Origin of the sequence: uncultured Helicobacter sp. (genome assembly GCF_910577135.1) — a bacterium.
GTDB lineage: Bacteria > Campylobacterota > Campylobacteria > Campylobacterales > Helicobacteraceae > Helicobacter_C > Helicobacter_C mastomyrinus.
Map to the genome: position 1 here is coordinate 18996 of NZ_CAJTLL010000013.1, position 24237 is coordinate 43232.

General features: G+C 39.3%; 15 protein-coding genes and 2 tRNA genes. 10 read left to right on the top strand and 7 right to left on the bottom strand.

The annotated features are described in order from the left end of the window. Nucleotide 1: 1 nt before the first annotated feature. Genes trmB through QZ289_RS07585 form a run of 3 tightly spaced genes read right to left on the bottom strand, consistent with a single transcriptional unit; the run spans nt 2 to nt 3475 of the window. A complete protein-coding gene (gene trmB, locus QZ289_RS07575; RefSeq protein ID WP_295701185.1) occupies nt 2-1189 on the bottom strand; it encodes a tRNA (guanosine(46)-N7)-methyltransferase TrmB in 1188 nt (395 codons plus the stop codon). Between the two features lie 2 nt (nt 1190-1191). Further along, the gene (locus QZ289_RS07580) at nt 1192-2457 is read right to left on the bottom strand and encodes a hypothetical protein (RefSeq protein ID WP_295701188.1); all 1266 of its coding nucleotides are present in this window, start codon (nt 2455-2457) and stop codon (nt 1192-1194) included. Then, nucleotides 2387-3475 carry an RluA family pseudouridine synthase gene (locus QZ289_RS07585; protein WP_295701191.1) on the bottom strand — a complete coding sequence of 363 codons (1089 nt, stop codon included), beginning with the start codon at nt 3473-3475 and terminating at the stop codon, nt 2387-2389. The genes QZ289_RS07580 and QZ289_RS07585 overlap by 71 nt, the downstream gene beginning before the upstream one ends. Nucleotides 3476-3514: 39 nt before the next feature. Between QZ289_RS07585 and QZ289_RS07590 the strand changes: the two genes are divergently transcribed. The 5 genes from QZ289_RS07590 (at nt 3515) to ftsZ (ending at nt 9027) form a co-directional block, all read left to right on the top strand. Continuing rightward, entirely contained in the window at nt 3515-4654 is a 1140-nt protein-coding gene (locus QZ289_RS07590) for an FtsW/RodA/SpoVE family cell cycle protein (RefSeq protein ID WP_295701227.1), read from the top strand. Continuing rightward, nucleotides 4616-4692: transfer RNA gene (locus tag QZ289_RS07595), tRNA-Ile, on the top strand. The genes QZ289_RS07590 and QZ289_RS07595 overlap by 39 nt, the downstream gene beginning before the upstream one ends. Nucleotides 4693-4962: 270 nt before the next feature. Next, nucleotides 4963-6462, top strand: coding sequence for a peptidylprolyl isomerase (locus QZ289_RS07600; protein WP_295701194.1), 1500 nt, complete (start codon nt 4963-4965; stop codon nt 6460-6462). Between the two features lie 11 nt (nt 6463-6473). Continuing rightward, nucleotides 6474-7847, top strand: a complete 1374-nt coding sequence (gene ftsA, locus QZ289_RS07605) for a cell division protein FtsA (RefSeq protein WP_295701197.1) — start codon at nt 6474-6476, stop codon at nt 7845-7847. Nucleotides 7848-7857: 10 nt separating this feature from the next. Beyond that, complete coding sequence (ftsZ, locus tag QZ289_RS07610; protein WP_295701200.1) at nt 7858-9027, top strand: cell division protein FtsZ; 1170 nt, start codon at nt 7858-7860, stop codon at nt 9025-9027. A 209-nt stretch (nt 9028-9236) separates the two neighbouring features. Here the strand turns inward: ftsZ and QZ289_RS07615 are convergent. Then, nucleotides 9237-9313: transfer RNA gene (locus tag QZ289_RS07615), tRNA-Arg, on the bottom strand. Nucleotides 9314-9945: 632 nt separating this feature from the next. Here QZ289_RS07615 and QZ289_RS07620 point away from each other — a divergent pair. Further along, on the top strand, nt 9946-10884 hold the full coding sequence (locus tag QZ289_RS07620) for a UDP-glucuronic acid decarboxylase family protein (protein ID WP_295701202.1): 939 nt from the start codon (nt 9946-9948) through the stop codon (nt 10882-10884). Further along, a complete protein-coding gene (locus QZ289_RS07625; protein ID WP_295701204.1) occupies nt 10881-11897 on the top strand; it encodes a glycosyl transferase family 90 in 1017 nt (338 codons plus the stop codon). Before QZ289_RS07620 ends, QZ289_RS07625 begins: the two co-directional genes overlap by 4 nt. 402 nt (nt 11898-12299) lie before the next feature. Here the strand turns inward: QZ289_RS07625 and QZ289_RS07630 are convergent, their stop codons facing one another. Beyond that, on the bottom strand, nt 12300-13931 hold the full coding sequence (locus tag QZ289_RS07630) for an SLC13 family permease (RefSeq protein WP_295701207.1): 1632 nt from the start codon (nt 13929-13931) through the stop codon (nt 12300-12302). A gap of 223 nt (nt 13932-14154) precedes the next feature. On the opposite strand from QZ289_RS07630, the gene QZ289_RS07635 reads away from it, so the two are divergent. Then, nucleotides 14155-16107 (top strand): heavy metal translocating P-type ATPase, encoded by a 1953-nt coding sequence (locus QZ289_RS07635; protein ID WP_295701210.1) that lies wholly within the window; start codon nt 14155-14157, stop codon nt 16105-16107. Nucleotides 16108-16126: 19 nt separating this feature from the next. Here QZ289_RS07635 and QZ289_RS07640 read toward each other — a convergent pair whose 3' ends face one another. After that, nucleotides 16127-16264, bottom strand: coding sequence for a hypothetical protein (locus tag QZ289_RS07640; protein WP_295701213.1), 138 nt, complete (start codon nt 16262-16264; stop codon nt 16127-16129). 222 nt (nt 16265-16486) lie between these two features. On the opposite strand from QZ289_RS07640, the gene QZ289_RS07645 reads away from it, so the two are divergent. Both QZ289_RS07645 and QZ289_RS07650 read left to right on the top strand, forming a co-directional pair. Next, on the top strand, nt 16487-16612 hold the full coding sequence (locus tag QZ289_RS07645; protein ID WP_295701217.1) for a hypothetical protein: 126 nt from the start codon (nt 16487-16489) through the stop codon (nt 16610-16612). Beyond that, the gene (locus tag QZ289_RS07650; RefSeq protein ID WP_295701220.1) at nt 16606-16758 is read left to right on the top strand and encodes a hypothetical protein; all 153 of its coding nucleotides are present in this window, start codon (nt 16606-16608) and stop codon (nt 16756-16758) included. Before QZ289_RS07645 ends, QZ289_RS07650 begins: the two co-directional genes overlap by 7 nt. A 147-nt stretch (nt 16759-16905) precedes the next feature. Here QZ289_RS07650 and QZ289_RS07655 read toward each other — a convergent pair. Next, nucleotides 16906-24237: hypothetical protein (locus QZ289_RS07655; RefSeq protein ID WP_295701221.1), on the bottom strand; the 7332-nt coding region annotated here is incomplete at its 5' end.

A 24237-nucleotide genomic window follows, 5' to 3' on the forward strand; every position in this document is an offset into this window, starting at 1 on the left:
ATTACTCCTGTTTTAAAATCTGTGTCAAATGTGTGTGTGCTTTGATAGCTGCTTGTGTGGGGATAGGCTTGTTGCCAATATAATGTGCGATTGGGGTTTGAGCAAAGGTGATTTGCAAAAACGCATTTTGAGGTTGATGAAAATCCCCAAAACACAGGGTCAGCACATATATATCTCCTGCACAATATAAATTATCGATATGTAAAAACCAGTCTTTAGCGATTTTTTTATATGGAAAATTTGTGTAATTATCCAAATTTTTTCTTAGAATTTTATCAAAAGAGAAGTTTTTTTTATAATTTTTCATATTTTCTGGGGTATTTTGCACGTTTTGTTGAAAAATTTTCATATCATAAATGTCCTTTTGCTGCCTCTCCCATCGCGCTTCGTATTTGCTTGTGATAATATTTTTACAATTTTTATGCACTTCAAGGCTTATGTGTGGCTCATTTAGAGCAAGATTCAAAGCGTCTTTAAAATATATCTCATCATCGCTTCGTAAATGCAACATTCCTTTTGAATCTAAAACGCGCAAAGATTGTGTGAGAAATTTTTGTGAAAAGATACGTCTATGTGGTTTTTTGTTCCACGGGACAGGGAAATGCACATAAATACCTTGTCCGATATGGGCAGGGAGAATCTCAAGCAAGATTCTTGCATCAGCATTGATAATATAGAGATTTTTTAAGCCTAAAAGCTCAATCTGCCTTAGAATCTGTTCAATAGAAGGTGTGTGAATCTCTATGCCCATACATACAAGATGAGGATTGCTTTGTGCTAAATGTAAAAGGTGGCGTCCAGAGCCAAAGCCTATTTCAATAAGGCAGTTATGATGAAAATCTAAAAAGTATTCTATATTTTTAAGAAAGGGCGATTGGAGATTCTGACGCGGAGAGTTATCACTAAGATTATGGTTTATAAGGGAGGTTTGTTTAGAGCTTAGAATCTTAAGAGAATCCTTAAGTATCCCTGTAGATAAGCTTCTAGCAGTTTTTTCGCATTTTATAATGGCATTATTCTTTGCCTTCCTGTATTGTTTGCGGAGAAAAAATTCTTTGTCTTTGTGTCGCACAAGGATAAGGGATTGCGTATCGTCATTGCATTGTAGAGCCTCATATACAAATGTAAAGCCATCTTGCGTAAAGGGCAGTGGTGGCAAAGATATATGTGAGGCAAGAAAATGGGGCATTCTTATTTACTGCCTTGAATGAAAAGCTCTATTTCTTTTGTAGGGGCAGATTCGATGCCATTTTTATCGATACTTGCCACACTATAAAGATAACGTTTGCCTGCTTGCATTTCTTTATCGATAAATTGATTATCATATATATCGATAAAACGAGCACTTTGACCCCATAGCCCACTTTCTTTGCGATAAACGACATAGCCTGCTATGCGCTCATCACTAGGTGTTTCCCAAGATAATATAGCTTTATTATCAGCTACTTTAGCTTCAAAGTGTTTGGGTGTGATAGGTGGCGGAAGGCTAGAACCTTTCGCAGGATTACTGCTTAATCGCCCTTGTAAGCCATTATCCCCTAAAAGTACGACTTGATAATAATAGCTCACACCATCTTCTTTTTCTTTTAATTTATGCGTGTAGTGAGTTTGATTAGTGGTGGCAAGATTTTTGTAATTTTTGTCATTGGTGGAATAGGAGATTTTATAATACTTTTTGCTCACACCTTGCGTATCAGGGGCTTCTTGCCACGTGATAGTAATTGCACGTGGTAAATCTGTGGTGGCTTGAATATTTTCAATAGGGGCAGGTTGGGGCGTTGTAGTAGCACTTACGCTTCGAGAAGGCTTACTTTTCACGCCCTCATGGCTTTGAGCGATAATGCGATATGTGTAAGTTTCCCCATCTTTTAGTTTTTTGTCAAAATATTCTACACTTAAACGATGAGGGTTAGTCTTAATCGTTTTAAACTCCCCTGCTTTATTTAATCGCTGAATGAGATATGAATCTACGCTAGGATTGGGGTGGGGAGAGTAGATAATCTTAATCGTTCGAGGCTGGTTATTGATGGCAAAAATACTCTCTACAGGATCGATAAACGAAGTTTGGACGTGAATGGGCTCGCTTTTGGGGGATATGGTATTATTTTCGCCCAATGTCGCAAAGGCATAGATATATTTTGTTTGTGGTTGGAGATTGATGTCGTAAAAATGCGTTGCAAAGCGATTTTTAATCGTAGAAATTTTTTGCCACCCTTTGCCACTGCCCGATTGAGAGCGATAGATAACAAAACCTTGTACACTTTCATCTTGAAGCAGATTCCACTCAAAGCCCACAGAAGAGACATCAGCAAGTGTATTAACAGAATGAAGACGCGGCAAGGAAGCATCTTCTTCTAGTTTTGCGCCAAAAGATGAAAAACAAGCACTAAGAAAAACACTCAAAAACGCGCATAACCCTATCTGTTTCAAGGAGCTGCATAATGTTTTGACAATCATTTGGTATGTCCTTTGTGAAATGTGTTTGTATAAATTCTAGCATATCTCTAAAAATAGGTGCTTTAAATATATGATTTTGTTTGCTTCTTGGGTGATTAAGATAGAGTATATAGGCGTGGAGCAAGATTCTCTCTTTATAATGGTAGGTATTTATATGGCTTTTATACCCATAGAGTGTATCGCCTAGAATATGGCGGGAGAGGCTCTCTAAGTGGGCGCGGATTTGATGAGTCCTGCCTGTGTGGAGCTTAATGGCAATGAGTTCGCAATGTCCGTTATTTGAAGTGGCAAGTTTTATAAACGTGCTTTTAGAATCCCGCACTCCCTTAGGGATAGCATTTTCATCACGAATATGAATCTTGCTCATCTTAAGGCGGTTGTGGGGATTGCGCCCCATATAGCATTGCACTCGTTGATTGCTTTTAAGCGGTGTATCAATGATGGCAAGGTAGTATCGCCCCATTTGACGCTCTTTTAAGTCTTTAGGAAGTGTTGTGTAAGCAAGAGATGATTTAGCAATCGCTAATGCGCCGCTTGTTTGCTTATCAAGGCGATGGATAATGCCATATCGCTCCTCGCCGCTTAAAGTGTGTAGAATATGGGCATTTGCCTTAAGCCAATCTGTAAGGGTAGGCTCTTTGACACTTGGGGCTTCGTGTATGACAAGATGAGGAGGTTTATTAATGATAAGTATATCGCTATCTTCATAGAGAATCTCAATCTTAAAGCGCTCATCATTGGGATTAAAGGCGGTATGGATAGATTGCATAGATGCTGTAATATGAACAGATTCTGTAAATAGCTGTGAATGTGCTGTGCAAATATCTACTTCAATGCAATCATTAAGCTTAAGCAAAGTGCCATTTTTCAAGCAAGGTGTGTTATTGAGAAAAACTTTTTGAGATTTGATTAAATGATGGATTTGATTTTTGCTATTTTGGAGTTGTGAGCTTAGGTAAGAATCTAAACGCAATTTGCCATTATTTAAGTCAAGGTTTGATACAATAAAACTCTGCATTTTAATCCCATTTTGTGATTTTATTTAAGAGGAAAAATAGTGATTGATAGACGGATTCTAGCATCTTTTGATTATATTTTAATTTTATTTGTTCTACCACTTGTGGGATTCTCTCTTTTTCTTTTAAATGAGCTAGATTCAGTGCTTTTTGCAAAACAGGTTAAATATATCAGCTTGAGCTGTGGCTTGATGATATTCTTATTTTTTATCCCTTTTAGGAAGCTTAATAGTGTAATTATGGCTTCTTATGTTATATGTCTTGTGTTGCTTATTTTGGTGCATTTTATTGGCACACAGAAGCTTGGTGCGCAACGTTGGGTGGATATTCCTTTTACGAGCTTTTCTATCCAGCCAAGTGAGATTATGAAAATTGCTTTAATGCTCTTTCTTGCTTCTTATATTACTACAAATCCTCCACCAAAAGAGGGCTATGGCATTAGAGAGTTTTGTATTATTAGCTCATTTGTGCTTGTGCCTTTTGTGATTATCCTTAAAGAGCCTGATTTAGGGACGGCTATGATTATTCTGCTTACGGGCTTTGGCACACTTTTTTTAATTGGGGTGAATAAAAAAATTTGGATTGCACTTGGGCTTGTTGTTGTTTTTCTTGCGCCTGTGGCTTATGTGGTTGATCCGCTTAAAGATTACCAAAAAAGACGTATCGTTGATTTCGTTTCGGATAAATCCCCTTATCAGGTAAATCAGGCACTTATTGCCATTGGAGCAAGCGGATTCCTTGGTAAATCTAAGGAAGAAGCGACACAGTCTCAACTCAAATTTTTACCCTATGCGAATACGGATTTTATTTTTGCATATTTTATGGAACGTTTTGGTTTGCTTGGCGGTATTGGGCTTTTGACGCTCTTTTTTTGTATGATTGTGCATATTTTAAGTTTAGGCTTTGCCTATGCGCAGGATTATTTTTTGCGTGTGGTGGCAGGGTATATTGCGATTTTGATTTTTCTTTATGTGGGGATTAATGTTTGTATGGTGATAGGATTAGCCCCGGTAGTCGGGATACCTCTACCTTTAATGAGTTATGGTGGGACAAGCTTTGTCACCTTTATCACGCTTTTTACTATCCTTGAAAACATTCTTGCCTTTAGATTTGTTTTTGAGTATAATGCCACGACTAAACGCGGACCTTTAGCTCAGTTGGTCAGAGCACTCGGCTCATAACCGATTGGTCGCAGGTTCGAATCCTGCAAGGTCCACCACTTCTTTTATATACTTTTCATAAACAAATCGCAGCAAACTTCAATCAATCTAACATAAATTTGGCATTAAATATAAATTTATATTGTGTATTGCAATTATATCTTGAGTGGCTGAAAATACCATATTTACGCGTTTTTATACTTTTAAAGTAGATTAAGTTTAATCCACATATCAAAAAAAAGCATATTTTTTGTGAGAAAATTAACATTTTGCGCTTATTGTATGCTACAATAGCGAATATATATTAGCTTATAGTAAGGTTAGCTACGATGATTACTTGGATGCAAAAACATAAAAAATGGCTTGTTGTCACTATCTGGATCAGTGCTATTGCATTCATTGGTGCTGGAATGGTGAATTGGGGTTCATATGGGTTTGGCACAAGCAATGACAAGGTAGCTAGAGTAGGGGAGATAGACATTCGCATACCTGATTATCAGAGGGTGTATAATAATGTATTAAGAGAGTATGCGCAGATTCCACAACTAGGAGGCATACTTGATGAAGCTCAAGCTAAGCAGCTTGGCATACCGCAGATTGCACTCGAGCGTGTTATTCAGCAAACGCAGTTATTGAATTTTGCACGTGATTTGGGCTTAAGAGTAAGCGATGATGAAGTGGGGCAAGAGATTCTTCACGCTAATGTATATGTTGATGAGAATGGACATTTTAGTCAAGACGTATATAAGGCAGCCCTTAAAGAAATGCACATAAGCACAAATGAGTTTGAGGAAAATATAAGGAATGCACTTTTAATAGAGAAGGTTTTTACTCTAATGAACGCAAATCCTGCTTTGGTGCCTACCTGGTTTGTTACTCCTTTAGAAAGGCAGACAATACAATTAGCCTATGGAATAAGTGATAGACTTATGGTTAAAAGCATACCCATCTCTCAAATAAGGATTAGTGCAACCGATGATGAACTAAAGGCATTTTGGGAGCTTAATGCGAATAATTGGAAAACACCTATGGAATTTGAAATCGAGTATATTTTAGTACCTTTTAGTGAGCAGCACCCTGATAAAGAAGCTTTGAGAGAGCATTATGAAAATTTTAAAAGTGATTATCTTGATGAGAGTGGGCACTTGATGAGTATGGAGCAGGCTATGGATAGACTTACTTATGATGTGCAAAAGGTGGAGGCAGAGAGGATTGCTAAAAGAGAATATCGAGATTTAAGAAATGGTAGCAAGAGCGGCATAACTCGCACTATTAAAGAAGATGAGGGCTTTTTTGTAAAACGTGGCATTGATTTGGTAGTGGCAGATATAAAGGCTGCACACGAAGGGCAGGTGCTAAAGCCTATTGAGGCAGATGAGGGCTTTGTAATCCTAAAAGTGCTTCATAAAAAAGAAAGTGTGAATAAGAGGTTTGAAGAGGCTAAGAGTGCGGTTAAAGAACAGTATATACGTCAAAAAACAAAAGATGGACTTGTCGCGCTTGCTAAAGAAAGCGTAAAGGATTTTAAAGGCATAGATATTGGATTTGTAGATAGATTCTATAAGGGCACTATTCTTGCGCTTAATGATACGCAAAAAGCTCATTTTCTCTCTCAAGTGTTTTCTTCTCAAGCTTTGGAGGGCTATGTGCTTTTTGATGATCAGGCGGTCCTTTATCGTGTATTGGAGCAATCCTATAAAATAAACAATCAAGCTGACGATATAACAATGTCTGCTAAGAATATGAAATTTCAGGTTACTTTTGATGCGTTGGTCGAATATCTTCATAATACTTATAAGACCACTATTTATATTGATGTAACTAAGTGAGGTAGGAAGTTTTGAGTCGAATTATTTTGGGTGTCGATATTGGTAGCACAAAAATTTGTGCAATTATTGCTGAGATTAAAGATGATGGCATACCGCATATAGTTGGCACAGGTATTCATAAAGCAGAAGGTGTTAAAAAAGGTTCTATTACTAATATCGAGCAAGCTTCGATGTCGATACGAAATGCGGTTAATGATGCAAAGATGGTTTCAGGAGAGCAGATAGATAAAGCCATTATTTCGCTTTCTGGGGCTTATACAAAGAGCATACGAGAATCAGCGATTGTTAATGCACCACATAATGAGATTGGGCTTAAAGAAATCCATCGTGTTATGCAAACAGCTATTTATAATGCTGCAATACCTGAAGATCACGTGCTTATCCACGCCTTGCCTTATGAATTTCGGCTAGATGGGCAGAGTTATGCTGAAGATCCTATGGGTATGAGTGCTTCGCGTCTTGAAGCGTTTGTGCATATTGTTACAGCTAAAAAAACAGCATTAGAGAATCTTAAGCGTGCTGTGCGTGAGGCAGGATTAGAGATTGAAAATATTGTGCTAAGCAGCTATGCTTCATCAATAGCGGTTTTAAGCGATGAAGAAAAAGAGCTTGGGGTAGCCTGTATCGATATGGGAGGGCAAACTTGTGATTTGATGGTGTATAGTGGCTATTCTATGCGATATTGCGATTTTTTAAGTGTAGGTTCTCATAATGTTACTATTGATTTAGCCACTGCTCTTAACGCCCATCCTAATACTGCCGAAGAGATAAAAATAGAATTTGGGAAACTTATTTTAAATGAAGAAGATAAGACAAAATCCATTAACGTTCCTATGATGGCAACAGGTAAAAATACCACAAAACTTGTGTCAATGGAGATTATCCATGCAGTGATTTTTGCCCGTGTGGAAGAAACTTTGAAGCTCTTAGAAAAAAGCATTGAAAAGAGTGGCTTAAAAGACAAGATTGGTGCAGGTATTACATTAACAGGTGGTATGGCAAATCTTGATGGTATGCAAGAGTGTGCTTCAAGCATTTTTCGCAAACCGGTGAGAATCTCAAGACCCATAGCAGTAGATGGACTTTTTGATAAGCTCAAAGGCACAGATGGAGCTACGGCAGTGGGATTAATCCTGCACGGAGCCGGGCAGCATACAAATTATGAAATGGATTGTGAGAAAAAGATTCGCTATAAGAAAAGTAGTGTTACCACAGATAATAATGATATACATAATATTGAATTGCCAAAAAATGCCATCCAAGAGCCAACATTGGGTTCAAAAATCACACAGATTGAAAATTTTACAGAAATTATGACGTCCAAGGAGGACAAACATAATAATATTGTTGTAAGATTTTACAAATGGGTGAGTCAATTATTCTAGGGAGAAAAATATGGAAAATGTCATAGATATTCAAGAAGTTCAGCCTCAACCACAAGGAGCACTTGTTACGACCATTGGTGTAGGCGGTGGCGGATCAAATATGATTAATTATCTTATGCAGGTTAATCCGCATAAATCAGTGAAGCTTATCGCGGCTAATACAGACGTTCAAGCTCTTTATAAAACAAATGCCGACATTAAAATCAAACTTGGTGAAAAGCTCACAAGAGGTTTAGGCGCAGGGGCACAGCCTGAAATAGGAGAAAAGGCAGCACTAGAGACTTATGAGGAGATTAAAGCTGCTTTAAGTGGTTCAGACATAGTATTTATCTCTGCTGGGCTTGGTGGTGGCACAGGTACAGGAGCTGCTCCCGTTGTGGCTAAAGCCGCAAAAGAGATAGGAGCACTCACCGTTTCTGTGGTAACTAAGCCTTTTAAATATGAGGGTGGCAGGAGGACAAAGCTTGCCGAGGAAGGTTTGCAGAATCTTAAGGCAGAGAGCGATTGTATCGTGGTAATCCCCAATGAGCGAGTGCTTTCAATTATCCCTAAAAATTATAGTCGGACTGAAACTTTTAATATGATTAATGATGTGCTTGCACGTGCGGTAACAGGTATGTCTAATGTTGTTTTGAATTGTGGTGAGGGTGATATGAATGTAGATTTTGCCGATGTGCAGACGGTGATGAGTTATAGAGGTTTGGCTCTTATGGGGATTGGTGAAGCCACAGGTGCTGATGCAGCAAGTGAAGCTATGCGTTTGGCTATACAATCTCCTTTGCTTGATAATATTTCTATTGATGGGGCAAAAGGTGTGCTTGTGAGTTTTGAGGCACATCCTGATTACCCAATGAATGCGCTTAATGACGCAATGGAAATTGTGCATTCATTAGTTGATGAAGATGCAAATGTGGTGATGGGGACATATACGCGCAATGATGTATCTGCCGATTATGTAAAGGTTACGGTTATTGCTACAGGCTTTGAAAAAGAAATTGTAACATCTGCTAATGATACGGATATGTCAAATGTGCAGAATCCTTCAGCACAAGCGCAGGATAAAGGCATTCAGGAGCTTAACGAACATTTCCGTGTAGTTTCTCAATCTTTTAAAGAGGAGCACGGATTATTTGAAAATGAGCTTGATGTGCCTGCCTATCTACGTGCTGCAAGAGATTGATAATATATTTATATGCCAACCTATAAAAGTGTCGTAAGGGCAGTGAGCGATATATTGGCGAAGGCTTTTTTAAGGGGGAGCGAGAGGGTAATCCAAAGAGTTCACTTCTTTAAGCCCTAAAAACATCAAGAATCAAAACTTCAACAAAGTAATATGTTTATAAAAATAAAGAGTTAAACATAAAGCATCGTTTGAGGAGTGGAGGTAGATGGCGTGCTCGGAGGGATTCAAACCCCCGACCTACAGGACCGCAACCTGTTGCTCTATTCAGCTGAGCTACGAGCACATAATAAAGGCGATATTGTAGCTAAATATCCTTAAGCGTGCTTTACATTTTTAAGAATCTTAAAATGTCATACATATAAGACTTGCAAATATATCATAGGGGTGATTAAGAGGTGGTTAATGTTCTTATCACCACTCCTGCTTGAAAGATATGCCCCTCTTCCTCCATCGTAGAAATTACCTCATTTTTTATCTTTTCTTTTTTAGGGGGGGGGGTGTTCCTTTTCTATCCCCTCCCCCGCTGTGGAGATTGCCTTACTCTTTATCCCTCTCCTTTTTTGGGCAGATTTTGCTTCTACTTTCCCCTTCCCTTGCGATGGTGGGCAAAGCAGGGGAATAAAGAGAGAGGGGGGGGGATACCCTCAAGGAAAGAGGAGGGGAAAATCCCTAAAATCACAAGAGATGGATAAGGAAAAAGTCTTAAGAGGATTTCATAGTCTCTAACATAAGAGAGGGCTTTAGAAATGTTATATTCCCCATATACACATTAAGGGATTTTTCCCCTTTGTGTTGTTTGCTTATATGAGTAGATTTTGGCTGCGGGTTCTGGCAAGATAAGCCATAGATAGCGCTAGAGATTTAAGTTTGATAAAGTTCATTAAGCTATAATAGCACTTTTCTAAAAGGATTTATATGCTCAATAAAAAGATTCTAGTAACTGGCGGCGCGGGATTTTTAGGATCGCATTTATGTGAGAAGCTCTTAGAGAGAGGCGATGAGGTGCTATGTGTGGATAATCTCTTTACCGGTGCAAAGCATAATATCGCGCATTTGCTTACTCATCCACGATTTGAATTTATGCGGCATGATGTTACATTCCCGCTGTATGTGGAGGTTGATGAGATTTATAATCTCGCCTGTCCTGCCTCTCCAGTGCATTATCAATTTGACCCCGTGCAAACAACTAAAACCTCCGTGATGGGGGCGATTAATATGCTAGGATTAGCCAAAAGAGTAAAGGCTAAGATCCTCCAAGCCTCCACAAGCGAAGTCTATGGCGACCCTGAAATCCACCCACAAGTAGAATCTTACAAAGGCTCTGTGAATCCTATCGGTATTCGTGCGTGTTATGATGAGGGGAAGCGTTGCGCGGAAACATTATTTTTTGACTATCAAAGACAGCATAATCTTAATATCAAAGTGATGAGGATTTTTAACACCTATGGTCCTCGTATGCACCCCAATGACGGGCGAGTGGTGAGTAACTTCATCATTCAAGCCTTGAGGGGAGAGGATATTACCATTTATGGCGAGGGCAAACAAACGCGCAGCTTTTGCTATGTTGATGATTTGATACGTGGAATGATAGCGCTTATGGATAGCAGAGATGGATTCTATGGACCTGTGAATATCGGCAATCCCAATGAATTTAGTATGCTAGAACTCGCGCAAAATGTGCTAGAGCTTACAAAATCAAGCTCAAAGCTTGTATTCCTTCCCTTACCGCAAGATGACCCCAAGCAGCGGCAGCCTGATATTGCCTTAGCGAAAAAAGAGCTTTCTTGGCAGCCCTGTGTAGAGCTTAAAGAAGGCTTAGCAAAGACGATAGACTACTTTAAGAGCTTCCTATGAAAAATAATTATTTCCTCTATAATCTTAGAGGTATTGCACGTAGCCTTATCCCGGCGGTGTTTTTGCCTAAAAATAGAGAGAAGATTCTGCATAATGTGCAGGATAGGGCAGATATTGAATATATCAAATCGCGTGTGGATTATTATTGTCAGCTTAAGAGACCTATTCAGCTTGATAAAGAGGCAAAAAGCCTTGATTATCTGCGTTTTACACGCAAGAAAAGTGTGTATTTCTTTGATACGTATGAGTGGGCTTGTTATTTTCCGCAACATTTTAAAGCGCATTTTATGTTTGGGGATATAAATTTTATCTGCCCTAAGCCCTCTATTACTAAATCTCGCCCGATTGAATCGTGGATAAAAGCACAGAATGTAGCAGAGCAAAATGCAACGAGGGGGGGGGCAGTAGATGAACTCCCACCATTTGCTAATTCTACTTTGCTTAATCTTGAGAAGGTGCGGCATTTCACATTCATTAATGATCCTTATGCTTTTGAAGACAAACGCGATATGTTATTTTATCGCGGGGGTATTTACCAGCCACATCGCACTGCCTTTTTTGAAAAATATTTTCATCACAAAATGTGTGATTTAGGACATACGGGGAGCAAAAGTATCCATAAAGATTGGCAAAAGCCTAAGATAGGTATCGCTCAACATCTCCCGTATAAATTCCTACTTTCCCTAGAGGGTAATGATGTAGCGAGTAATCTCAAATGGGTGATGAGTTCAAATTCCCTCTGTATAATGCCAAAGCCCAAATTTGAAACTTGGTTTATGGAAGGCACACTCTTGCCAAATATCCATTATGTGGAGATTGCCCCTGATTATGCTAACCTTGAAGAAAAGCTTACATATTTTATCAATCACCCTGATGAGGCTAAAGCCATCATTCATAACGCACACGAATATATCAAGCAATTTTTTGACAAGCAAAGAGAGGCGATCATCTCACTTTTAGTGCTTGAAAAGTATTTGTACTACACAGGACAGATTGATAAATTAAGAATCTAACTCTCTTTAGCTCTTGTAAATGTGCGAATAATCCAAAAATAAAGCGTTAGTTTAGTTTTACCCCTGCAGGATTTATTTAAAAAAGCTTTGTTTTACAGAAAGTTTCACTTTGTCCTTAAAAGCTAATTGTTTTGAAAAGATGTCATTTGTGAGAGTGAGTAGTCTATCTATGAACACCTTTAGCATTGAATGGCACGAAGTAGAGATTTGACTTCATACCGAAGCAAGACTTATATTGTAACAGCAAAGGCAATAGTGATTCTAGACCTTTAAAATTAGCTTATGACTAAGACAACGTCTTAGTCATAAGCTAATAACTTTAGGCGCTAGTAGGGGCTCTGCCTCTGCTAACAAGACCTTTCGGCGATTATATCGCAGTAGCAAGGGCATAATGAATCTACTTTACACAAACCAGCGCCAGTATATAAAGGCAAAAAGCGTTACAAGCACAATTCCCACTACACTTAGCACAAATCCAAACCGCACCATATCCCAAGTTTTAATATTCCCTTTGGCAAATACAATCGCATTAGGCGGCGTGGATATAGGTATCATAAATGAAAAACTCGCGCAAATGGTAAGTGCAAGCATAGTGATAGCAGGCTCACTGCCTTTTAGGAAAGATTGCGTAGCAGTGTAGATAATAGGCAGCAAAATCGCAATAAGCGCGGTGGTGCTTAAGAATCCTGTCGCGATTATCGCACACACACAAGCTAAGAATAAAAACACGATAAAAGGCAGATTCTCAAATTGCCTAAAATACCCTTCAAATACCCCACCAAGCTGGGATTGTGAAAAGGCAGTAGCGATACAAAATCCCGCCCCAAATAAGAAAATCAGCTCATAAGGAATAGACTTAGAATCATCCCAATCTAAAAACCCAATCTTTGGCACAAACATCAATAGCCCAAAGGCAAGCAAAATCACATTTTCATTCAAGCCCAAGCCGCTATAAAATGGCTTAATCGGGGAGTTAATAAAAAGCACAGCTAATAAAATGATGATAAAAAACAAAAGCCGCTTGTGCGCGGGGGTTATCTCCACATCATCAAAGACATTAACCTCTAATGAGTGCTCATTTATCCCATAAGAGAGGATAGAAATCATGGCAAATAGCATAAGGCAAGTGAGCGGTGCCATCATAAAAATCCACGTAGTAAAGCTAATGCCTTCAAAACCAAGACTTTCTAAATATCCTAGGAAAATTAAATTAGGTGGTGAGCCAATAGGTGTGGTAATCCCGCTGATACTCGCGCCAAATGCCACAGCGAGTAAAAAGCGCATTTTTAAAAAATAATCTTGTGTGATGGAGAGCGCAATAGGCAAAAGTAAAATTGCCGTAGTGGAGTTTGAAAGTGCTGTGCCTAGCACACAGGCAGCTAATCCTAATGCGGATATAACGCCCTTTGGTGTGGTAGGGAAAAGCCCTAGAAATTTTTTAGCTATCACGCGGTGTAAGCCGATTTTTTCTGTCGCTGTGGCGAGCATAAAGCCCCCTAAAAAGAGGAAAATAATAGGATTAGCATAATTTGCCGTGGCACTTTGAGTATCAAGAATCCCAAAACTTGGGAAAAGGATAATAGGTAGCAGTGAGACCACGCCTAAGGGCAGGGCTTTATTCGTCCAAAGGGTAACAAGCAAAGCGATAATGCCAAGCAGAGCCGATACCTTAAAGGACGCCTCGAGGTAAGTTTTTGCCAAAAATGCCGCAATAAGCCCAAGACACAATGCCACAAGCATACCGATAATCGTCTCATACGTTATACTCTTCTTTTTAGCCGCTTGGGTGAAATGTGTGTAGATTCTGCGTGCTTTCGCCCTCCTGTATGCCTTTAAATGTGGGGTTTTGCGCGATTTAAGCACGGCTTTAGTAGCCTTTGTCTCTTGTGTCTCTTGTGTTGTGCTATCTTCATTTTGCTTAGAGCTTTCTCCCGTAGTAGAGGGCATTTGCGTGGGAGAAATAGGAGTCATATCTGGCATATCCTCTTGTGTGTGCGAAGTATTTTGCGATGTCTTTTGCGCTTTGCGTGGCACAGGGCGTCCTTTATATGATGTATTGATGATAGAAACCCAACTTTAAGCTCAAATCTTATGCTTGTTTGCATTATAAAGTAGGAAGTTTTAAGAATCTAAAAGGTGTGATTATAGCATAATTTGTACGGCAGGGTAAAGCCTATATCGATATACATATACCCCCTATATGTATTTACTCATTTATGCCATAATCACATTTATTTTTCTATTGAAAGGCTATGTAATGAATCCCGCAAATCCCGCGCAAGAAAATAGACACGATTTGAGCTGCTCCTGCTGTGCAAATCCCGCGCAAGATTCACAAAATAGCAAGAAAGATATGTATTATATCATCGCTCTAATCGCCATTTTTGGCGTGTGTATGGCATTGCTCCATATAGAATCTTTAGCGCGATTTGAGCTTATGCCTCCACTTATCTATATTGTGCTCATTGGTATTTATTGCTATGCGGGGAAGCCTATTTTTCTGCATTTTTGGGAAAACTGCAAAAACAGGGTTTTTTTTGATGAAAATACCCTTATGCTCTTTGCCACAATCGCAGCGTTGTGTATTGGCGAGATAAGCGAGGCGGTGGCTGTAATGCTCTTTTTTCGTGTGGGAGAGTTTTTAGAATCTTTAGCCATAGAGAAGTCTAAGCGCTCTATATCTGCGCTTTTGGAGGTTATGCCTGACATCGCGCATAAAAAAGACAAAGATACACTCATAGATTTGCCCCCCCAATCCCTGCAAATAGGCGATACAATCTTTATCAAAGTAGGAGAGAAAATCCCCACTGATAGCCTCATTGTCAAGGGGAAAAGCTATATCGATATGCGCTCAATCAATGGCGAGAGTGTGCCTGTGGGGGTTAAAGAGGGAGATTCTATCATAGCTGGGGGCATAAACACAAGTGCTTTGCTTGAAGCAAAAGTGCAAAAGCCTTTTAAAGATTCTCATATCGCTAAAATCGCTGCTCTCACGCAAGAAGCAAGCGCAAACAAAGCCAAAACGCAAAAAACTATTACATCTTTTGCACGCATTTATACGCCTATTATTTTTGTGCTATCTCTTTGTATCGCCTTACTCCCGCCACTTTTTAATGGAGAATGGCACGAGTGGATTTATCGGGGGCTAGTAGTAATGATGATAAGCTGCCCTTGCGCACTTGTAATCGCCGTGCCTTTGGGATATTTCGCTTCTATTGGACGCGCAAGTAAGGAAGGAGCGCTTTTCAAAGGCTCTATTTACCTTGAAACGCTCTCTTTGGTAAAAAATATCGTATTTGACAAGACAGGCACACTCACGCTTGGCACATTCCAAATACTCCATATCTCACCAAGCAATGGCTACACAGAAGATTCTCTACTTGAACTCGCCGCTCTAGCAGAGGCACACTCAAGCCATCCCATCGCTACTTGTATTAAACATCGCAAACAAGTGCAGATGGAATCCCTTATATCCTATGAGGAAATCAGTGGGGAGGGAGTGTGTTTAGTATGCGATAGGGGGGAGATTCTCGCAGGGAATGCTACATTACTACAAAAGAGACATATTGCCTTTGAAACACAAGAGAGTGCTCATACTATCGTGTATATCGCCCATAATGGGGTATATGCCGGATATATTTGCATAGGTGATAAGCTAAAAGAGGGGTTAAAAGATGATTTAGAGGCTTTAAAACAATGTGGCATAAGGCATTTTGCCATTCTTAGCGGGGATAATCAAGCAAGTGTCAATGCCGTAGCTAAGGAGCTAGGCATTACCCAAGCTTATGGGAATCTTCTCCCTGCACAAAAAGAAGCCAAACTCACGGCATTGATGAGCCAATGGAAGGGAAAAGTCGCCTTTGTGGGCGATGGGATTAATGATTCTATCGTATTAGGACGAAGTGATGTAGGCATAAGCATTAACACAGGGGAAAGTAGTAATGATATAAGCAAGGAGAGTGCGGATATTATCTTGCAGCGCAACTCATTGTGTGGGCTAGTAAAGGCTTTTCACATCGCTTTTCACACGCGTTCTATCACGTGGCAAAATATCACCTTTGCGCTTATAAGTAAGCTTATGCTGATCATTTTAGGGATTATGGGTATTGCGAATATGTGGTTAGCGGTGTTTGGCGATGTGGGCGTGGCACTCCTAGCCTTGCTTAATGCTATGCGTCCCCCACGCCCTCACAAAGTAGATTCTAAGTAAAACTCTTAAGCCACAATCTCTAAAATAGCTCCTTAATGTCTCTCTCTAGCACTTTTGCAATCTTATAGAGATGTTCTAAATTAAAATGAATATTCTTATATCCCGCCTGTGCTCCAGCGACTAAAGAGACAGATTTATACCCGATAGCTAGGCTCAAATCAAGCTGTGATAACCCCTTTTGTTTGCAGATTCTAGCGACATTCTAAGCGATGGCGTGATGGATAGGTTCAAACAAAGTGAGCCCTGCAAACAATCAGGCAAATATACAAAATGCTAACAAAGGGACAAGCGGGATAAATCAACAATACGCCCAAAACAAGGCAATAGAAGGTATCGCAATAGCAAATCCACGCCTTATAACTACAAGATTCTAGGAGAGATGGAGGGCAAGGACAATGCCAATGACACACGAGGAGCAGCAAAAAGGAGTTTGCGAGAAGGCGTAATTAATGATTTAAAAATGAGGCGGGAGCAACGGCTAGCTCAAGCAAATGCGTTATGCTAAGAATTATGAAAGAAGAAGCAAAATGCACGAGTGGTGGTAAGGTATTTGACTGCGCCAATGGCATACTTCAAGGCACTAAAGCTGCTTATCCCCTTTCATATAGAATCCGCGCTGATCTATATGATTGCGGCGATAAGCAACATTAAGGTATAAGATTTAATGCTATTAAAGCAGATAATATATCTTTAAAGATAGTTCAATACAAGTGTGGGTGGTTATATCACATACGCACAAAGTGCCCACTTACATTTGTAAAGTGAGTTTCACAAGGTAGAAACTCTAATCACTACCCTCTAGAACCATAACGCATATTTGAAGGATAATGCTCCTGTGAGCTGCTCTTGTGCGAAGAGGGCATCAATTTGCGCGCTTATTTCACTGCTTTTACCCACAGAGTAGAATATACCCGCACTGCTTGTGCCTATCACTCGAGGTAATTTAAAGAATGAAGAAGCACTGCCTGAACCAATCTCTAAAGTTGTCTTTTGTTCATTATTGATAGTGTATCTTGCTCCTAGTGCAACAGAATATCTTGCCTTATTTCTAAAGGCTTTTGTGTATTTGAGCTGTCCTGTGGCATAGGGCGTTAAGAATGTATGTTCAGGATAATGCTCAGGGATAATCACATTGCTATTATAATCAAGGCTAAAGGCTTCAAGTTTCATTATCCCATAGCCTATACCAAACTCTGGTGAGATATAGCTATTATTAAAGATATTATAGAAATTCCCTCCAAACCTTATTTCCGCATCAGCTCCATACGCAGAGAGTGTTTGCTGTGTGGCAGCATTATAAGGATTAGTGAGAGTAAGCTCAAGCTCTGGCTTTTGCATTTGAGCATGGACTATGACTTTCATATACAGCTCATTCATTCTATGAGTAAAGAATGAATAATAATACTGCAATCCTGCTAGAATAGATTGATTGGTGATATTTGCTGAACCTGTAGGTCTAGGCAAGAAGCTAGAGGCATATTCATATCCTACATAAAGCCCCATTGTCCCAAATGCTCCTAAATGCGCAAATCCTCCTGCTAATGCACCTCCTGCATATTCCACACCTATATCCCCATCGCCTAAATCTGTGCGAGTATAGCGAGTAAGTGGCATAATGAATGTTTGCTTACGGGCATCTTCAGCGTGAGGAGCGTAAATCATATCTGTTTCGTGGAGCAAATCCACATTGCTATATCGCAAGGCTACTTCCATATCATTATCATCTTTTACTCTGTTACCATCTGTATCTACACTCTTAGAAGTAACCGTATAAGTCTTACCTTTTTTATGTCTTAAAGATTGGTGGAATAATCTCTTAGACATAGAATCCATAAGATTGCTTACAATGATATTTTTAGTAATCACACCATTAAGCAATGTCTTTGATACATCTTCTCCGGGATTGCGCTGTGGTCTAATACCTATGGAAAAGCCATCGAGTAAATCGTGTATATCGACGTTAGGTTGCATTGTAAAGAGATGTTTATCAGCTTCTATATTAAGTGTGGTTTGTCCTCCTAGATTCTCTGCTTTGCCTAATGTGCCTTCTCCCTCACCCCATTCATCTGTTTTATTCACAATATCACCACTTGTGTTTTTAATCTCTTTAAGAGCTGTGGTATAGCTACCATCTGCTTGTTTTTGCACAAAGAGGGAAGTGTAGTTATATTTTTGTCCCCATTTGTTAGTGTCAGCGATGATGAGTACCCCGCCATTCGTATTAGTGCTACCATCAGCATTCTTATGCGGAGTGAAGGTAATCTCATTTGGATTTACATTGTTGCCTAGAATAATATGTCCATTGGCATTAGTTCCACCAGATTGATTGAAGTCATTATATGTGCCTCCTGCAGCTGTGGGTCCTCCTGTTTGGTCTAGTTTTAGCACCCAGTTTGTGAGGGTAATATCTGTGCCATTAGAAATAGTCCCATCGATATGCACGCCATTATTATTAACATTAATAGGCGTAGCATTGGCATAATTATTCGCTGATATATCACGTCCCCATATAATCTGCTTTGCATTAATAGTCCCGCCAGTGTTATTAAATGTCTCTCCCCATATATCAATCGTGCCACCACTAATAGTTCCACCGGTATTATGAAGCTCACCATATTCAATATTACCTTGAGCGTTTGTCATACCGCGGATATAGAGTGTGCCTGTTGATTCACGATTATTGCCATTCAAGGTATCTAACACTTCATTTTCTGCTTTTATCTCAATGGTTCCAGCACTATTTGTAAGCTTAGTAATATACACATCATCTTTAGCCCCTAGCACATAAAGTTCTGTGTTATTGCCTGTATTGTTGCTTGTATAGTCTTTAATCACAGCGCCAAGTGCCACTTTATCAATCACACCTTCGTTATTAAGGGTATCTAGCGTTGCTCCTGCTCTATGGTCTAATGTAGTGATAGAGCCGCCTTTATTATTCATTAGCCCATTATTAAAGCTACCACTATTCACAAGTGAGGTAATGCTACCGCTATTTTGTGCCATATTTGTTACAGAGCCTGCATTAGTGAAAGCACTTATCTGCCCATTAACAGCATTTGTAAATCCTACAAGTGTTCCATTATTGCTTAATGTATCTATGTTTCCTTGAGCACTATTTGTAAATTGAGTTACAGTTGCATTTTGAGCATTAGTAAATGTTCCCACAGAACCAGCTTGATTATCAAAGCTATCTATTTGTTTATTATTTGTAAATGTATCAAGTTTGCCTTCATCTGTTTGGGGATTAGGATTTGCATTTACAAATCCTTTAATATGTCCATCATTGGTGCCATCTTTGATATGTCCTTGGTTACTTATAGAATCTATGGTTCCATCAGTTTGGTTTTTAAGATTATCTATCACACCTCCACTTTGGTTAGTGAGATTTGTAATGGTGGCATTTGTTTCATTGTCTATTTCTGTGATAGTTCCACTATTATCAATCTTGCTTAGGGTATTTTTATTGATAATTTTATCTATCTTTCCGCCATCAGTAGAGCCTTGCGTTTGAGCTTGATTGGTAATCCCGCCATTAAGCTGCCCTTCATTGGTAAGTGTGCCTATATGTCCTGTGCCAGAGTTGGTAAGATTATTTAAAGTGCCTTGAGCGAGGTTTGTTAAAGAGCCAATTTCACCATTATTGGTAAAGTTATTGGTTACAGAACCGCTATTTTCAAAGGTAGTAATCTCTGCTCCAGCTTCATTACTTACATCAGTAATAGTTGCTCCAGCCTGATTATCAATGCGGTCAATCTTAGCATTATTCTTATTGCCTAGACTGCCGATAGTGCCGCTATTGTCAATCTTTGCAAGATTTGCTTGATTATCAATCGTATTTATATTGCCATTTGCTTGGTTGGTAATGCCCCCATCAAGTGTGCCTTTATTTGTAAGAGTGTCAATCGTGGCATTACCTGCATTGGTAAGATTATGTAATCTACCTGTTTCATTATTATTTAAAGTTGTAATTGTCCCTTGATTTGTGAAGTCATTTTGCACTAAACCGCTATTTTCAAAGGTGGTAATCGTGGCATTAGCTTCATTAATCACACCTCCTATCGTAGCACCTTGATTGTTAGCAATTGTGGTGATAGTCGCATTTGTCCTATTGCTAATGTTATTGGTAATCGTGCCATTATTGGTAATTGTCCCTAGTGTAGCAGTATTAATAATATCATCAATTTGTGCGTTAGTTTCGTTTGTAATCCCACCTGTGAGCTGCCCATCATTGGCAAGTGTGGTAATGGTCGCATTTGTAGCATTGGTAAGATTATTCATTGTCCCTGTGCTGTGATTATGTAAAGTTGTGATCTCGCCTTTATTTGTAAAGTCATTGGTTACAGAGCCACTATTATCAAATGTTGTAATGCTGGCATTTATTTCATTGTTTAAGGTGTCAATTGTTCCGCCTTGTTGGTTGTCGATTCTTTGTATATTGTCGTGGTTTTCAATAGTTTGGATAGTTCCGCCATTCTCATTGGTGAGTGTGCCATTGAGCATGCCTCTATTGGTAAGGGTGGTAATCGTCCCTGTGCTAGAGTTTGTTACATCATTTAAAGTTCCACCATTGTTATTATTTAAATTCGTAATTGTGCCATTATTAGTAAAGGCATTGGTTACCTCTTGATTATTATCAATGGTCTCTATCGTGGCATTTTGATTATTGGTTAAAGTCGTAATGGTCGCATTATTTTCTACCTTGGTAATGTCCCCGCTATTATCTATTTTATCTATATTTTGGTTATTCGTAATCGTGCCAATGTTTCCATTTGCTTCATTGGTGATACCATTAGTAATTGTGCCATCGTTTGTAAGGGTTGTTATCGTTGCATTACCTTTATTAGTGATACCATCTTGGAAAGTGCCATTATTTTGAAGCGTAGTTATTGTGCCTTCATTACTCAATTTATTAGTTATAGTTCCTCTATTGGTGAGGGTTGTAATGGTAGCGTCGCTTTCATTATTTAGAGTGGTAATCGTGCTACCCGTTTCATTAGTAATGCTGTTTATTGTTGCATTGCTGTGGTTAGTGAGCTCTGTAATCGTGGCATTATTATCATTGCTGATAGAGCCTATCTCGCCGCTATTCTCAATCTTAGAGAGATTGCTCTTATTGATAATAGTATCTATCTTGCCACCATCGGGGGCTGTGGTTTGAGCTTGATTTGTGATTGCGCCATTGAGCGTTCCCTCATTGGTCAAGGTTTTTATATGTCCAGTCCCAGAGTTGGTAAGATTATTCATCTCCCCACCGGTTTTGTTCGTAAGATTATCAATCGTCCCATCATTGGTAAAGTCATTTTGCACGATTCCAGCATTATCAAAGGTGGTAATTGTAGCTCCTGCTTGGTTTTCTACCTCTTGTATGCTTCCACCAGCTTGATTATCTATCGTAGTAATGCTTGCATTACTTTCGTTGGTGATTTTAGTAGTAATGCTCCCTCTGTTGGTAATGGTATCAAGGCTAGATTTATTGATAATATCACCGATTTGTCCATTTGTCTCATTCGTGATTCCCCCTGTTAGCGTTCCAGCATTGGTAAGGGTGCCTATCTGGGCATTGGCTTCATTTGTGAGGTTTTTCATATTTCCTGTGGTGTTGTTATTTAAGGTTGTGATTTCTCCGCGATTGATAAAGTCATCGGTTACGCTTCCGCTATTTTCAAAGGTAGTGATAGTCCCACCAGCTAAGTTATTTAAATCTGTAATCGTGCCATTTTCTTTGTTATCGATTTTCTCTATCTGGCTCGCATTATTTAATGTGCTAATGGTCGCATTGGCTTCATTAGTAATTCCTTTATTTATAGTCCCACCGGCTTTATTATCGAGTGTAGTGATAGTCCCGCCACTCTTATTTGTGATTCCATCTGCGAATGTCCCCTCGTTATTAAGTTCTCCTACGCTACCTTGATTTTGAAACTCTTGGGTAACACTTCCGGTAGAGGTATTTTCAAACTTCTTAATCTCCGCTCCAGTATTATTAATCACTTCAGTAATCGTAGCCGTATTTCTTACATCGCCTATTTCTCCACTATTATCAATCTTATCTATATTTTGGTTATTCTCAATTTCTTTGATATCTCCACCTGTTTGATTGGTGATCCCTCCTGTCAAGGTGCCATCATTGAGCAGCTTAGTTATTGTACCTGTGGAGGCATTGGTAAGATTATTGAGTGTCCCGCCATTATTGTTATTTAATGTCGTAATCGTGCCATTATTGGTAAAGTCATTTTGCACGCTTCCATTATTATCAAATGTCCCTATAGTTGCGTTCTGGTTGTTAGTGAGGTTTTGGATAGTGTTGTTGTTTGTAAAGGTTGTTAGAGTTCCATTAGTTTCATTTGTGAGATTGGTTATATCCCCTTCATTTGTGCCGTTTGTAATGGTTCCAGTGTTGGTGATTGTCTCAATTTGGGCATTGGTAGCATTGCTAAGATTATTGATAGTTCCGGCATTACTAAGTGTATCCACTTGCCCTTGTGTAGTGTTGCTGAAATTCTCTATGGTGGCATTAGTAGCGTTAGTAAGGGTAGTTATCTCTCCGCCATTATTATTTAAATCAGTTATGGTTCCACTATTAGTAAAAGCCTCTATCACGCCATCGATAGTATTATCAAATGTGGTAATACTCCCTTTGTTATCCCCACCTTTAATCGTACCCTCATTCGTGATAGTAGTAATGCTCGCATTTGGGTCAGTATTGCTAAGGCTATCGATTGTCCCGCCTTGCTTATTCTCAATGCTTGTGATAGCATTTTCATTCTCAATCTCTGTGATCGTGCCGCTATTATCAATCTTGCTTAGATTATTTTTATTAATGATTTTATCAATCGTGCCACCATTAGCGCTATTAGCACCTCTTGCTTCATTGGTAATCCCGCCTGTGAGTGTGCCCTCATTCGTAAGCGTACCGATATGCCCTGTGCCAGAGTTGGTAAGATTATTCATATTCCCGCTAGTTTGGTTATTGAGCGTAGTAATCGTCCCATCATTGGTAAAGTCATCAGTGATACGTCCAGCATTATCAAATGTAGTAATGGTAGCTCCATCAGCATTATTGATTGCTTTAATCTCTGCTGCATTTTGGTTATCAATCTTAGCAATCGTAGCTCCGCTTTGGTTATCGATTTGATTAGTAATGCTGCCTCTATTTGTAATCGTATCAAGTGTGGCTTTATTGATAATATCAGCAATTTGTCCGTTTGTCTCATTGGTAATCCCACCTGTGAGTGTGCCCTCATTAGTAAGCGTTCCGATACTTGCATTGGTAGCATTTGTGAGGTCTTTCATCGTTCCTGTGGCGTTGTTATTTAATGTGGTAATGCTGCCTTCATTGGTAAAGGCATTGGTAATATCCCCGCTGTTATTGAGCGTAGTAATGGTAGCATTGGCATTATTGTTTAAATCCGTAATCGTCCCACCCTGTTGGTTCTCTATCTCTGTAATTGTGCTGTGATTATCAATCCTGCTAATTGTCCCGCCATCTTCATTCGTGAGTTTGCCATTGAGTGTCCCCTCATTTTTGAGAGTGCCGATGTTTCCACTGCCAGAGTTAGTAAGATTATTGAGTGTCCCGCCATTATTGTTATTTAATGTCGTAATTGTGCCATCGTTTGTAAAGTCATTGGTTACTTCTTTATTATTTTCAAATGTTGTGATAGTAGCACCCTGATTGTTAGTAAGCTCTGTGATTGTGGCATTATTTTCTACTTGAGTAATCTCCCCGCTATTGTCGATTTTATCTATATCTTGATTATTCGTAATCGTACCGATATTTCCGCCCTGCTCATTGGTAATCCCTACATTAATAGTCCCATCATTGGTAAGATTCTCTATCTTTCCACCATCTTTATTGGTAATGCCCTGACTAAAAGTGCCTTTGTTATTAAGGGTTGTTACTGTGCCCTCATTGCTAAATCCATTAGTGACAGTCCCACCTGTTTCATTCCCAAATGTCCCAATGGTCGCACCAGATTTATTAAATACATCTGTAATCGTGCTTGCATTGGTAATAGTGGTTATCTCTCCGGTATTATCTATCTTGTCAAGTTGTTGATTATTCGTAATCGTACCGATATTTCCGCCCTGCTCATTGGTAATCCCTACATTAATAGTCCCATCATTGGTAAG

Coding starts and splice junctions, on each gene's coding strand:
- trmB (WP_295701185.1), bottom strand. CDS start 1,189: ATGCCCCATTTTCTTGCCTCACATATATCTTTGCCACCACTGCCCTTT.
- QZ289_RS07580 (WP_295701188.1), bottom strand. CDS start 2,457: ATGATTGTCAAAACATTATGCAGCTCCTTGAAACAGATAGGGTTATGC.
- QZ289_RS07585 (WP_295701191.1), bottom strand. CDS start 3,475: ATGCAGAGTTTTATTGTATCAAACCTTGACTTAAATAATGGCAAATTG.
- QZ289_RS07600 (WP_295701194.1), top strand. CDS start 4,963: ATGATTACTTGGATGCAAAAACATAAAAAATGGCTTGTTGTCACTATC.
- ftsZ (WP_295701200.1), top strand. CDS start 7,858: ATGGAAAATGTCATAGATATTCAAGAAGTTCAGCCTCAACCACAAGGA.
- QZ289_RS07620 (WP_295701202.1), top strand. CDS start 9,946: ATGCTCAATAAAAAGATTCTAGTAACTGGCGGCGCGGGATTTTTAGGA.
- QZ289_RS07625 (WP_295701204.1), top strand. CDS start 10,881: ATGAAAAATAATTATTTCCTCTATAATCTTAGAGGTATTGCACGTAGC.
- QZ289_RS07635 (WP_295701210.1), top strand. CDS start 14,155: ATGAATCCCGCAAATCCCGCGCAAGAAAATAGACACGATTTGAGCTGC.
- QZ289_RS07645 (WP_295701217.1), top strand. CDS start 16,487: ATGGAGGGCAAGGACAATGCCAATGACACACGAGGAGCAGCAAAAAGG.
- QZ289_RS07650 (WP_295701220.1), top strand. CDS start 16,606: ATGCTAAGAATTATGAAAGAAGAAGCAAAATGCACGAGTGGTGGTAAG.